Origin of the sequence: Ulvibacterium sp. (assembly GCF_965228935.1) — a bacterium.
Taxonomy (GTDB): Bacteria; Bacteroidota; Bacteroidia; order Flavobacteriales; family Flavobacteriaceae; genus Ulvibacterium.
On record NZ_OZ245846.1, the window covers coordinates 4,505,982 to 4,519,443 of the forward strand.

General features: G+C 42.2%; 9 protein-coding genes. 5 read left to right on the forward strand and 4 right to left on the reverse strand.

What is annotated here, in order from left to right; all coding sequences use genetic code 11:
* Positions 1–384: 384 nt before the first annotated feature.
* Positions 385–1,422 carry a glycosyltransferase family 2 protein gene (locus tag ACO06Y_RS19015; RefSeq protein WP_422080612.1) on the reverse strand — a complete coding sequence of 346 codons (1,038 nt, stop codon included), beginning with the start codon at positions 1,420–1,422 and terminating at the stop codon, positions 385–387.
* Between the two features lie 239 nt (positions 1,423–1,661).
* Between ACO06Y_RS19015 and ACO06Y_RS19020 the strand changes: the two genes are divergently transcribed.
* The 4 genes from ACO06Y_RS19020 to ACO06Y_RS19035 all read left to right on the forward strand — a co-directional run bounded on the left by ACO06Y_RS19020 (position 1,662) and on the right by ACO06Y_RS19035 (position 7,622).
* A complete protein-coding gene (locus tag ACO06Y_RS19020) occupies positions 1,662–2,963 on the forward strand; it encodes a TolC family protein (protein WP_422080613.1) in 1,302 nt (433 codons plus the stop codon).
* A gap of 45 nt (positions 2,964–3,008) precedes the next feature.
* Positions 3,009–4,091: an efflux RND transporter periplasmic adaptor subunit gene (locus ACO06Y_RS19025; protein WP_422080614.1), complete on the forward strand. Its 1,083-nt coding sequence runs from the start codon at positions 3,009–3,011 to the stop codon at positions 4,089–4,091.
* A gap of 35 nt (positions 4,092–4,126) precedes the next feature.
* Complete coding sequence (locus ACO06Y_RS19030) at positions 4,127–7,357, forward strand: efflux RND transporter permease subunit (RefSeq protein ID WP_422080615.1); 3,231 nt, start codon at positions 4,127–4,129, stop codon at positions 7,355–7,357.
* Between the two features lie 70 nt (positions 7,358–7,427).
* A complete protein-coding gene (locus ACO06Y_RS19035) occupies positions 7,428–7,622 on the forward strand; it encodes a YgaP family membrane protein (protein ID WP_422084198.1) in 195 nt (64 codons plus the stop codon).
* Between the two features lie 29 nt (positions 7,623–7,651).
* Here ACO06Y_RS19035 and ACO06Y_RS19040 read toward each other — a convergent pair whose 3' ends face one another.
* Positions 7,652–8,521, reverse strand: a complete 870-nt coding sequence (locus tag ACO06Y_RS19040) for an alpha/beta fold hydrolase (RefSeq protein WP_422080616.1) — start codon at positions 8,519–8,521, stop codon at positions 7,652–7,654.
* Between the two features lie 397 nt (positions 8,522–8,918).
* On the opposite strand from ACO06Y_RS19040, the gene ACO06Y_RS19045 reads away from it, so the two are divergent.
* Positions 8,919–10,082: a hypothetical protein gene (locus ACO06Y_RS19045; RefSeq protein WP_422080617.1), complete on the forward strand. Its 1,164-nt coding sequence runs from the start codon at positions 8,919–8,921 to the stop codon at positions 10,080–10,082.
* A gap of 115 nt (positions 10,083–10,197) precedes the next feature.
* Here ACO06Y_RS19045 and ACO06Y_RS19050 read toward each other — a convergent pair whose 3' ends face one another.
* Together ACO06Y_RS19050 and ACO06Y_RS19055 are read right to left on the reverse strand one after the other, a co-directional pair.
* Positions 10,198–11,868: an FAD-dependent oxidoreductase gene (locus ACO06Y_RS19050; protein WP_422080618.1), complete on the reverse strand. Its 1,671-nt coding sequence runs from the start codon at positions 11,866–11,868 to the stop codon at positions 10,198–10,200.
* 40 nt (positions 11,869–11,908) lie between these two features.
* Positions 11,909–13,459 carry a sulfatase family protein gene (locus ACO06Y_RS19055; RefSeq protein ID WP_422080619.1) on the reverse strand — a complete coding sequence of 517 codons (1,551 nt, stop codon included), beginning with the start codon at positions 13,457–13,459 and terminating at the stop codon, positions 11,909–11,911.
* Positions 13,460–13,462: the final 3 nt, after the last annotated feature.

Here is a 13,462-nt window from a genome sequence, read left to right on the forward strand (position 1 = left end):
TCTGAGAATAAATCATTCCTAAAATTCATCCGTATTCTGGCTTGGTAGTCAATTCTTTTTGGATTTAAGAAAAAATTCCCTTCTTCTTGGTGCACTATGCGGCTTTACTATTTTAGTGAACCATATAGTATTCGTTACCCACAGAATCCTGAATTTGCCATAGGTTAGAAATATCAAGTCCCATAGAGAGAATACTCTACCTTCCCATTCTAATCATATCGGTCCATTGGTATTGTCCAATGCTTTTATGCCCTTTTCCGCGCAATCTCTTTAGCAGCAGCAAGTTTTAATGTACCTCAACTAAAGAAAGTATGGTATGTACTATATCCGTTCTTTGTACCAGTGGTAAATCCCCTGGGGAAGGTACCAAGCGAATTGAAGGATTTACTTGAGGCTTAGCTGGCTATAGGCCCAATTTTTCTTCGTATCACATAGAAAATCCAGCTTAAATCTATGATAAGCCTTGGTAAGTGCCTCATTGTCATCGATTGTTTCAATCAACCGGGAAACATAAACCATGCTTTCGTCGGAAAGTATATCCGAAACCAAATACGACTGTAACAATTCCTTAAGTGCATAATCCCGTTGATCTTCTTTATTCAACTGGTGATACATTTGAAAACAGGTTCCTAGCCCGTGTAAAAGAAAACGCATTAGGTATTGATCATTATATTTTTCAATCAGTCCCTGGGAAGCCAAAAATTCATATAACCTATCATAGGCCGAAATAATATCCCAAATTTTTTCCTTGGAATAGGTCCGTGTTATGGAGTTGTGCGGCTCACAATTGTAATTGTAGGAAGACTTGGAATAGATTTCGATATTTTTTGCATGATGGACTGCCATGGCCACAAAAGAAATGTCCTCATAATACACATTCTCGGGAAATAGTATATGGTGCTGTAGGAGCAATTGCCGCGAATACAGATATAGGAAGGGGTAACTAAAAAACCCTTTGGTAAGGTTTAGAAAATTGAGCATGGCTTCCTCGTCTCTCCCCAAATTCCGAGGGAGTCGTGTTTTTTTTTCAAATTTCGTATAGGCATCTCCAAAGTTGTCCGTATACCCCATAACCAATAGGTCTATATCTTTCGGGAAATGCTTCAAATGCTGGACCAATCCAGATATGGCTCCTTGGGGTATCCAGTCATCGGCATCAACGAACCAAATATACGCTCCGGTAGCTTCCCTTAGACCCCTGTTACGGGTATATCCAGCACGACAGTTTCTGGGGTTACAAAATACCTTGACACGATTGTCCTTTTCCTCATATTCGCGAGCTACCGCCAAAGAATCATCGGTAGAAAAATCATCCACCAGGATTATCTCTATTTGCCGATAGCTTTGGTCGACAATAGAATCCAAACACCTTTTTAAATAGGAAGATGCATTGTGAACAGGAATGACAATACTCAAAAGCATCACGAAAGTCCTTTGAATTAACAAAAGGAAATATAGGAATTATATTACAAAATAATAAGTATTAGATTATAAAAATATATTAATTAATAGTTATGATAATCAAATCTTTTAAAGCTCGGAAAACCGACTTAAGAATCGGTTTTCCGGCCATTTTCTCGAATTATCGATTCCCTTATGGTAACATTGGTTACGGTACGGGCCATTTGGTTACCCTAATTTCGTCCAAAATAATTACTGCAATGAAGCACATATTCGTATGGTTGCTGCTATTCACCTTTTATTCGGGATCCGCTCAAAACACCATCCCAATTATGAAGGAAGAAGTCCTTGCCAGGGTGAAGCAAAACAATAACACATTAAAAATGGCGCAACAAGATATATTGGCGGCACAGGGCAATTTTAAGCAGACCAATGCTATTTTACTACCGAACATAAGTGTTTCCCATACAGGTATTGCCACTACAAATCCCCTCATAGCTTTTGGTTCAAAGCTTAACCAAGAGATTCTGACAACAGCCGATTTCAATCCCAATTTGCTGAACGACCCCAATCAAATAGAGGATTATGCCACTCGGATCGAAGTACAACAACCCTTGTTGCACTTCGATGGAATTTTTCAACGTAAGGCCGCAAAAGCCCAATTAAATGCCACCGAACTACAATCCGAGCGTATGCAGGATTACCTCGTATTGGAAGTTGAGAAAGCTTATATGCAATTACAACTTGCCTACAAAACCGTAGAAGTTCTGGAGAAAGCCAAGGAAGCCGCGCTGGAAAACAAACGAATAGCGGGGAACCGTTTTAAACAAGGCTACCTACAAAAATCGGATTTGCTGGCCATAGAAGTGCGGGTGACGGAAATCGATAACCAATTGCAATATGCCAAAAGTAATATTCTAAATGCCAGCAATTATTTGTCCGTTTTGATGAACACAAACGATAATCAAATTTTAAAGCCCAAGGATTCCTTGGCCGTTGTTTACCATACCGCTCCCGAAACGAATCTGTCCGAAAACAGAAAGGATATTTTGGCCATGAACTCCACTACAGAAGCGTATCGCCAAATGCACAAGGCGGATCAAATGGCTTTCCTTCCCAGCTTAAACGCATTTGGCATCTATGAGCTACATGATGATGAAGTCTTTCAGGGCGGCGCCAATGGCTATGTGTTCGGAGCAGAGCTTAAATGGAATTTGTTCGAGGGAAGCAAACGCTTTGGGAAATCGCAAAAGAGCAAAGCGGAATACGACAAATCCAAGCTACAGTTGGAAAAGTACAAATCAGAAAGCCAACTTGAGTTGAACAAGGCCAAAAGAAGCTTGGACGATGCCCGGAACAAATTAAAACTGACAGAACTGGCTTGGCAACAATCCGAGGAATCATTGCGCATTCGAACCAACCGATTTAAAGAGGGATTGGAAAAAACAAGCGATGTATTGCTGTCCGAAACGCAGTTTTCCCAAAAACAACTGGAATACTATGCCACCGTTTTTCAACATAATTACGCATTGGCCTATGTCCAGTTTTTGACCAAGGAGTGATTTGCCAAATGGCACAATAAATAAAAGTTACATAACCCCAGAAAAATGATAAAGGCAAAATTGTTTACCGTATTACTAGGAACCTTAGTCCTGCTGTCCTCAAGTTGTGGCGACGGCAATACAAAACAAATGACCGATGAATCGTCCGCGGTGCAGGTAAGCGTAAGCCCCGTCCTGGAAGAAAACGGTAGTCCGTTCTTAACGGCCAGCGGCAAAATTGAGGCCATAAAAAGTGCCAATTTAAGTACCCGAATTATGGGACATGTGGATAAAATCCATGTGCAAGTTGGAGATAAAGTTCGCATTGGACAGCTCTTACTGAGCATTAATAATGCAGACCTCTCCGCCAAATTGGCCCAAGCAAACGCCAATATAGCCAAAGCAAAGGCTGCTTTTAGGAATGCAGAAAAAGACTTTGTGCGATACACCAACCTCTTCAATGAGAATAGTGCCTCACGGAAGGAATTGGACGATGCAACGGCAAATTACCATATGGCAAATGCGCGCCAGGAGGCTGCAGAACAAATGAAAAGCGAAGTAAATGCTCAATTCCCATATGCCCATATAAAAGCTCCTTTTAATGGAGTGGTTACCAACAGATTTATTAATGTTGGTGATATGGCCCATCCAGGGATGACCTTGTTGGAAGTGGAGGCGCCAGGAAGTTTTCAGGTATGGGCAATGGTTCCTGAATCCGAAATTTCCAAAGTTAAGTTAGGGGTTGAAGTTGATGTTGTCCTAAAATCGATGGATAAAACGGTCAAGGGAAAAGTCGTTGAGATAAGTACCTCGGCCAAGAATACCGGGGGGCAGTACCTGGTAAAAGTGGTACTACAAAAAAGCGGTCTACAAATCTTATCGGGTATGTATGCGACGGTACAATTTCCCATTAAAGAGGAAACAATGTCCCAAGCGGTGTTTGTTCCGCTTGATGCCATAGTAAAACGCGGACAATTATCCGGAATCTATACGGTTAGCCAAAGTAATACGGCCGTATTGCGGTGGTTACGGTTGGGAAGAACCTCTGGTGAAAAAGTAGAGGTACTTTCGGGATTATCTACCGATGAACACTACATTATTGCGGCTCAAGGCAAGCTTTACAATGGGGCCAGAATATCAATTCGATAGCACCCATTGAAAATCGTTCACTAAAAATTCAAAAAATGAAAGAAGGATTAGCCGGTAAAATCGCCAAGGCGTTTATCGGATCAAAATTGACCATTTTACTGATGATCGTTTTTATGGTCATTGGTGTGTATAGTTCTTTTTTGATTCCACGCGAAGAAGAGCCTCAAATTGATGTTCCTATGGCCGATATTTTTGTCGGCTATCCAGGGGCAAGTCCTACCGAAGTGGAATCCCGTGTTATTAAACCACTCGAAAAGTTGATATCCAATATCAAGGGGGTAGAATACGTCTATTCCACTGCTATGAAGGAACAGGGAATGGTCATTGTACAATTCTATGTGGGCGAGGATATAGAACGATCCTTTGTAAAACTGTACAACGAAATTAACAAACACATGGATATCATGCCGCAAGGGGTAACGTTTCCTTTGGTGAAGACCCGGGCCATTGATGATGTTCCGGTGTTGGGGCTCACCTTATGGAGCGAAAACTATGATGATTATCAACTTAAATTGATCGCTCAAGAGTTGACCGATGAAATTGAAAAAATCAACGATGTCTCGGCCACAAAAAAAATAGGGGGTCGTAATCGACAATTACGCGTAGTTCTGGACAAGGACAAAATGACGGAAAGTGGACTGGATTTCCTCTCCATCGCCGAAATGATCAAGGCCAATAACCAACAGCTAAGTAGTGGGAGTTTTGATAAAAACGATACCGAGTTTTTAGTGAGTGCAGGAAGGTTTCTCAAAAGCCGTGAAGATGTTGAAAATCTGGTAGTAGGCACACAGCAAGGCCGACCTATTTATCTAAAACAATTGGCGGATATCCAAGATGGGCCCGAATTGCCCAAAAACTATGTTTCTTTGGGTTTTGGCCGGGCCAGCGAAAAGGCATCCGATTATGTTTCGGAATATCCGGCGGTTACCATTTCAGTGGCTAAACGTAAGGGAGCGGATGCCATGAAGCTTGCAAACAGCATTCTTGAAAAAGTAGATCATTTAAGAAAAGATCTGATTCCGGACGATATACATGTAGAAGTCACCCGAAACTACGGTGAAACAGCATCCCATAAGGTCTCCGAACTATTGATGCACCTTGTAGGAGCCATTATCGCGGTAACTTTTGTAGTTATGTTGGCTATGGGCTGGCGTGGAGGCCTAGTGGTATTTTTATCGGTTCCTATCACTTTTGCATTGACTTTATTGAGCTACTATATATTGGATTATACCTTAAATAGGATTACCCTTTTTGCCCTTGTTTTTGTTACGGGCATCGTAGTCGATGATTCCATCATTATTGCGGAGAACATGCATCGGCATTTCAAGATGAAACGTCTGCCGTTTAAACAAGCTGCATTGTATGCCATCAATGAGGTCGGCAACCCTACCATTTTGGCTACCTTTACGGTAATCGCCTCGGTGCTGCCCATGGCCTTTGTATCAGGATTAATGGGCCCGTATATGTCCCCTATGCCCATTGGTGCTTCCATTGCGATGTTGTTATCCCTTTTTGTGGCCCTGACCATTACGCCCTATTTGGGATATATTTTCCTAAGGGAAAAGGAGGAAAAAAAGAAGGAAAAAGAAAAAAAACAGCTCGAGGAAACCTTGATCTACAAATTGTACGAGCGGTTTGAAAAACCATTGATCGAGAATAAAAGGAAACGTTGGCTGTTTTTGACAATCACCTTTGTGTTGTTGCTGGCCTCCATCGGATTGTTCTTTACGAAATCCGTGGCTGTAAAGATGTTGCCCTTCGACAATAAGAATGAATTCCAAATCGTGATAGATATGCCGGAAGGCACCACGTTGGAACGTACCGCGGTGGTGACCCAGGAAATTGCCCAATTTCTGCGAACACGTCCCGAAGTAGTCCATTATCAAAACTACGCCGGTACTTCGGCCCCGATTACCTTTAATGGATTGGTTAGACATTATGATATCCGAGGGGGGAGCCACATGGCCGATATTCAAGTGAACCTCATCGACAAAAAAGAGCGTAGCGCCCAAAGTCATGATATCGCCAGCCTATTGCGACCGGAAATTCAGCGAATAGGCGAAAAGTACAAGGCCAATATAAAGATAGTTGAAGTACCACCCGGTCCCCCAGTGCTTTCCACCATCGTGGGAGAAGTCTATGGGCCGAATTATACCGTGCAAATGGACATTGCCGATCAAGTCCGGAACATTTTGAAAAATACCGAGGATGTGGTGGATGTGGATTGGATGGTCGAAGCCGATCAAACGGAATATGAGTTTGTCGTGGATAAGGAAAAAGCCATGTCATTCGGAATCGTACCCCAACAGATTGTCCATACTATGAAAATGGCCCTGTCCGATAGGGTGATAACCACGCTGTATGATGAAAGGGCCTCCGATCAGGTAGGACTGGTACTTGCCTTGGAAGAGAAAGAAAAGTCTACCTTAAACGACATTGCCCGGTTAAGGATAAAATCGAAACAGGGTCAAATGATCACCATCGGAGATCTTGTGGATATTCAAAAGAGCACTAGAGCAAAGAATATCTATCGAAAGAACCAAAAAAGGGTGGTATATGTCCTTGCCGACATGGCCGGGGAGTTGGAAAGTCCTGTTTATGCCATTTTGGGCATGACCGATAAGTTGAAGGAATTGACCTTGCCCACAGGTTATGACATTGACGAACTTTATATAAAACAACCCGATTATGAGGATGAGTATACGGTAAAATGGGATGGGGAATGGCAGATTACCTTGGAGGTGTTCCGTGATTTGGGATTGGCTTTTTTGGGGGTGATCATCATAATTTATATCCTCATCGTAGGGTGGTTCCAGAACTTTAAGGCTCCCATTGTAATGATGGTAGCGATTCCGCTTTCACTGATAGGCATTGTTCTGGGGCATTGGCTATTGGGTGCTTTTTTTACGGCGACCTCCTTTATTGGGATGATCGCGTTGGCAGGAATCATGGTGCGTAATTCGGTGCTGTTAATTGATTTTATCAATCTGCGCCTAGCGGAAGGGATTCCGTTGAAACAAGCCGCCATTGAAGCAGGTGCGGTACGTACAACCCCTATTTTGTTAACCGCCGGAACCGTGGTCATTGGGGCGTTGGTTATTCTATTTGATCCCATTTTTCAAGGTTTGGCCATTTCGTTGATCGGAGGTACAATAGTCTCTACGGTACTTACCTTGTTGGTGGTTCCCTTGGTGTATTATATGATCGAACAGAAGAACCATAGGGAACCTGGAACCCAAAAGATAACGGAAAAGAGTCCCCTATAAATTTGGAAAGCGACTACCCGATCAAATCGGTCAAGGTTTCTATTAAAAATAGAATCAATCTCAAAAAAATATCAAAATGCTAAATACCTATTTTAGAGTTATCGTGGGAACATTTGTTTTGCTAAGTGTGCTATTAGCGGTTTTTGTAAACATCAACTGGTTGTGGTTTACTGTATTTATAGGGGTCAATTTAATACAATCGGCATTTACCAAATGGTGTTTGTTGGAAACCATTCTTTTGAAATTGGGGGTGAAAAAAGGGTAGAACAATCTTGCGGTACAGGAAGTGTTGTTTTAGGCCTGTAGCCAAGTTGTCAATACCTTTTCTATTTCATTATAAAAGCGTGAATCTGGAATATGTTTTGAACCTTTAAGCATATACCATTCCTTAAAATTCTTAAAAATCGATTTTGACCTCATCACCACCTTGTCAGCCGGAAAAAAGACATCATCGTCCACTACCATAACATAGGTCGGGGCCGAGAAATGTTCCAATTCACTTTTCTTTACCAAAGGGGGTTTCCTATGATCATGTTTCATACCTAGAAGAATATGCCGCAAAAAGGAAACATCATCGTTGTCATAAGTGGTATAAAATGCGTCCATAAATCGTCGTAAGCTCTTCTCCGATTTCGTAATCAAAAAATTGATTATTGGAAATGTTACTTTCCTCAGGAGAGTTATGGTATTACCATTGGCAATACCTGCAGGAACCAGAAATATGCATTTACCGATTTTTTCGGGTGAAAATTTCAGGTAATTAAGCAATATAAATGCCCCATAGGAGACTCCAATAAAAGTCGCCTCTTCAACTTTAAGTTTTGATACTACTTCGGATACCCATTTCCCATAATCCTCATTTCCCAAAGACAATCTGGTTTCGGCACTTTTCGTGGCTTGCCCGATGGTATCCAGGGCATAAAGGCGATAATTTCTTTGTAGCCCTTGAATAGGTTCAAGAGAAACCGGAGCTCCCGCGTTAAAGGCATGTAATAAAACTACCGGTGGATTCTTACTATCTCCAGATGCCAGAACATGTGTTTTCCCTGCAAAAGTATCGACGTAAACATCTTCAATAGGTATTTTTAAGTTTTGCTGTTTCTGATCGTAAAGCTTTAAAAGTTGGCACCTGGTATTCTCGCTTTTATAAATGGAGGATGACATAAGGTTACTATTGAAGTTAGTTAGGTAAATATACCTCCTCTTTGCCTTCCTATAAAATTCTGTTTTTTCTTCTGGTGATCGATAAGCTTCATAACATAAATCCAAGTCTTTTGCATTCGGTTTGAATTTCTCTATCCTAATTGGGATGGAGAAACTCAAATGGAAAGCCAAAAGGAAAAATCGTGTGTCATTGCAGAGCTCCATTGGGTTTCCCGAAAACACAAATCGTAGATGTTCGTATTAGTGCGACCTTTCGTGAACGAATGGGTGAAATCCTTGCCCAGAAAATGTAGCCTTCCGGTTTTTACCGTTACCCAAGAAAAAAAAGAGGTCTAAAAATATATAGGAATCCTATCATCAGAAATACGAAAACCTATAAATCGTTCGACCAAAAACCATGAAACACGCTCCAAGTTTTGAAGAAACATTAATGGGGTCTTTGCGTTCCCGGATTTCCATAGAAAAATGGAACGATGCAAAAGAGGCCTATGAGGAAAACTATTATAAGGATACCATTCTTTCCATTATCGATTATGTTGGGCGGGACCTCAGAAAAAAATATGGTAACGATACCAATAGCTATTTTAAAATTCCACATGGCTCCATCGTAGTAGAAATAGAGATCACGGATACGGAACTGCACATTGAAGCTCCCTTCTTGGAAATAGGTGAAAAACATAGGATTCCATTACTTAGAAAAATCGCGGAAGTCAATTTCTATCCCTTGAATCTTTCGCAGATAAAATTAAAGGGCAACCGCCTTAATTTTCATTATTCAACTCCCTTGCATTTATGTGAGCCCTATAAAATCTACTATGTACTGGAGGAAATATGTCACAATGCGGACAACTTGGACGATGAGCTTATAAGCCTATTCGGTGCGAAACCCTTACACGGGCCCAGAATTACTTTTTACGACAAGGAATTAATGGACAAGGCATGGCAAAAATTCACCTCGCTCCTATCGGAAGCAGAGGCATTTATCCATTATTTTGATGAAAAAAGAATTGAGTACTTCAATTGGGACGTTATTAACATCACGCTGAAGCGCATCGAATATTGTATCGCGCCCAATGGTAAACTACGTAGCGATATTAAGCATCAGGTCAATTGCCTGTACAATAAAGAAGATATGAAAAGTAGGATACAGAGAGGGAAAAAATTTCTGGAAACCCTAAGATCCATGCCTAAAGAAGATTTTGTAGTGGACATGTACGTTTCGGAAACTTTTATCCCAAAAAAATCCAGGAGTGAAATAGAAAGCATAAAGAGAAGCTTGGAAAAACCCTTTGAAAGCGCTGGAAAGGAAATCCGGAATAAGCAATATACCGCAGCCACATTGACTTTATTGGTAGCGTTTTACGATCTGTTCTATTACAATACCATAGAGGATGCTATCCATAATAAAGTAGTCCGGACTCTAAGAAATGCGGATAAAAAAGCATGGGAAGAGTCCGCAAACCTACTTTACGAGGGTATGGAGAACATTATTAAAAACAAGACCATGGCCCAGAACATCACCTCAACAACCAAAAGTTTCCTATCTAGATTATTTAAATAGAAGGCTAAAATGCCCAACTTGGAACATTTAAAAAATGTAACCTTTAACGTATTGACTTCCGTGGTACAGGAAGTTGTTTTTATCTTGATGACCAGAATCTCCTATCTGAAGGCTTTCACTTCAATATTTGACCTTTCCCGGTCAATGTCTCGCTTAGCATTTCATACTTCACCTCCTGTACTGCAATACCTTGGTCTATAGCCATAGACGCGGCTACCGCGGCGGACTGCCCCAAAATCATAAATACAGGTTCCATCCTAATGGAACCAAAGGCAATATGGCTAGAAGATACACAGACCGGAACCAAAAGATTGGTGCACTCTTCCTTTTTCGGAACCAAAGAACCATAGGCTATAGCATAAGGCCCATTGGTGCTCACGCCTATATCCCCTTCATTCTGCACAAAGCCGTCCTCCTTAACATACCGTTGTACATTATGGGAATCCATGGTATAAGATCCCATTCCCACGGAATTTGGTGTGGGCCGTTTTTTTAACAATTCATTTTCAGTCATAACAAATTCCCCTATCATACGTCGTGCTTCCCTGACATAGATTTGGTGTGGCCAATTGCCATTGTCGGTAAACTCATCCCTGGCCAGACCCCATTTTTGCATTTGCAATCGTATGTTTTCAGGTACCCTAGGGTCATTGGCCACGAACCATAATAGCCCTTTTTGGTATTGTTCGTGTTCCTTGACAATCTCTTTGCGACGTTCGTAAGACGCTTCCGGATAATCATAATTCATCCCAATGTTATCACTACTAAAGGGCCCGTGGTTATTGGTATCCGTCTTATGGTTGGGAATGGCATCGAATTTATTGAACCATCCGTCCCAACCGGCTTCAAACACCCGTACCAAAAGCTCATATTGCAAGGGGTCATAACCTTCCGGTTTGGGAAAGGGCATTCTATTGGGGCCATGGTTGGTCATACAAGTGCGAAAGCAATACGCTTGTATTTTATCGTCACCACTATACTTTTCTCCCGGATGTTCATCGGATACCCTGGGCAAGATTCCGCTAGAGGGGTCATTGGGTACCACATAGGGCGATATGTCCGATTCGAACCAGTGTTTATGGTGTAACACTCCGGTCTGTACTCCGTTCCATTCTTCCCCGTATACCTCGGCTGCCTCTCGCCCTACATGATAACTTACCCCTGCAGAGGCCATCAAATCGCCTTCATAGGTAGTGTCCAGGAACATTTTTCCGGTATAGGTCTTTCCGCTTAAGGTGGTAATCGAAACAATTTTACCATCGACCCTATTAACCCCATTTTCCCGATCCAACCACTCGTCCCTGTCCACACGAATATCGTATTCCTTAACCAAGTCCTCGAAAACCTTCTCGGCTACATGGGGCTCAAAAATCCACATGGTACGGTTCTCCCCATCCATGGCCGGTGTACCTTGCCCTTTATTGCCATATTCTTCCTTGGGCTGCCATTTCCAAGCTTGGTCGGTATTGTAATGTTGCCATACCCGGTGATAAAATTCCCTGGCAAGACCACCGATTACACTTTTATCCCCGGTATCGGTAAAGCCCAGCCCACCTGATGACAATCCGCCCAAGTGTCTGTCCGGGGAAACCACAATGACCGATTTCCCTGATTTTTTGGCCTCTACCGCAGCGATAACGGCAGCGGAAGTACCGCCATAAATAATGATGTCTGCCGTATTGGAATCCTGTATCGCTTCCCTTTTTTGTCCACAGTTCCATAACAATGACATTGCCACTACGAGGATTGTGGCAAGCGAAGTGAAGTCTGTTTTACTTTTTTTCATTACATCGATTTTTTGTTTTTACCATGGCCACAGTACATGGCTAAGGATTTCCATCTATATTGGAAGCCTTGCTATGAAGGATTGCCTTAAGATGCTCCTTAAGTTCCCGGGCCAGTTCCGGTCGTTCGCTAAAGCGATTTTTAGATTCCGAAATATCATCTTTAAGGTTATACAATTCACCTTCCTTACCTTCTTCCGTAGGTTCAATATATTTCCATTCGCCCCTACGTAGACCAAAAATGTTGTTACTGGATTGTACCACTATAGATTTTCTTAATCCTTCCTTTTTCCCTTCCAAAACGGATAATTGATCATAACCGTCAAGAGACGCTCCTTTGGGCAGTTCAAATTGAATGATTCTTGCCAAGGTAGGCATAACATCATTTAGGGCAAATAACCCATCACTGGTAGCACCTTTGGGAAATTTACCGGGCCAACGGGCTATAAACGGCGTGCGCACCCCTCCTTCCCAGGCCGTTTGTTTTGTTCCCTTTAAGGGTTTGTTCGGGTAATGGACACTTCTTCCTTCGGTATCCGCGAAATCCCTGTTCGGATAATCCACTGTATTCTGGTGATGGCCCCCAAGTCGGTTGCGCCTATCGGAATCCTCTACCCCATTATGGATAATCGGGAAGGCGGAGCCATTATCACTGGCAAACATGACTATGGTATTTTCGGTTAAACGGAGGCTATCCAAAGTCTTCAGGATTTTTCCAATGGCATAATCCAGTTCATGTACGTAATCGCCATATTCCCCTGCCTTTGTTACTCCTTTGAAGCTTTTACTAGGCGCTAAAGGGGTATGTGGCACATAAGGTGAAAAATATAGGAAAAACGGTTTTTCCCCATTTTCGGAATTATGCTCTTCCAAGAATTCCAAACTCTTTTTTGTGATAAAGGGTAGGTAACGATCCATAGGTATCGATTCTAAATGCCCTGTATTGGGAGCCGCTTCTGTGGTGTAGTAGTCATGTTGTAATGCCCCAACAACTTCCTTTCCATCCAAAATCCAACATTCGCTTGCACAACTGAAACCCAGCCAATGTTCAAAACCGTGATCTACGGGACCATCATATACAAGTTTTGAAAAATCAAGGTTCGCCCCGTTATCCTCAGCACGGAATTTTCCATAACCAGCCGGTTTTTGGCCATCCAAAGTGGGAAAGGAAGTACCCAAATGCCATTTGCCAAACCCCGCGGTCATATAGCCCGCCCGTTGTAACATCCCGGGAAGCGTTAACTGTCCTTTTGCCATCATGGAAGGTTCATAATTTCCCAGAACACCTTGTTTATGCCAGCTCCGCCATGGATAGGAACCTGTCATTAAGGCGAAACGGGAGGGGGAACAAACAGCTACGGGACAGTAGGCATCGGTCAATCGAATACCTTCATTTGCCAATTTGTCAAGATTGGGTGTTGGAACCAAGGAGTTTTCGTTATAGGAACCCAAATCCCCATAGCCTAGATCATCCGCCAAAATAATTACGATATTGGGAGGCTGTATAACGGACTCTTTCTTTTTACAGGAGAATAGAAGTACCCATCCCATTAAAAAGGACATTCCAACCAAAACAAATCTGTTCTTTAGCATTGA

Coding starts and splice junctions, on each gene's coding strand:
- ACO06Y_RS19020 (WP_422080613.1), top strand. CDS start 1,662: ATGAAGCACATATTCGTATGGTTGCTGCTATTCACCTTTTATTCGGGA.
- ACO06Y_RS19030 (WP_422080615.1), top strand. CDS start 4,127: ATGAAAGAAGGATTAGCCGGTAAAATCGCCAAGGCGTTTATCGGATCA.
- ACO06Y_RS19045 (WP_422080617.1), top strand. CDS start 8,919: ATGAAACACGCTCCAAGTTTTGAAGAAACATTAATGGGGTCTTTGCGT.
- ACO06Y_RS19055 (WP_422080619.1), bottom strand. CDS start 13,459: ATGCTAAAGAACAGATTTGTTTTGGTTGGAATGTCCTTTTTAATGGGA.
- ACO06Y_RS19025 (WP_422080614.1), top strand. CDS start 3,009: ATGATAAAGGCAAAATTGTTTACCGTATTACTAGGAACCTTAGTCCTG.
- ACO06Y_RS19050 (WP_422080618.1), bottom strand. CDS start 11,868: ATGAAAAAAAGTAAAACAGACTTCACTTCGCTTGCCACAATCCTCGTA.
- ACO06Y_RS19015 (WP_422080612.1), bottom strand. CDS start 1,422: ATGCTTTTGAGTATTGTCATTCCTGTTCACAATGCATCTTCCTATTTA.
- ACO06Y_RS19040 (WP_422080616.1), bottom strand. CDS start 8,521: ATGTCATCCTCCATTTATAAAAGCGAGAATACCAGGTGCCAACTTTTA.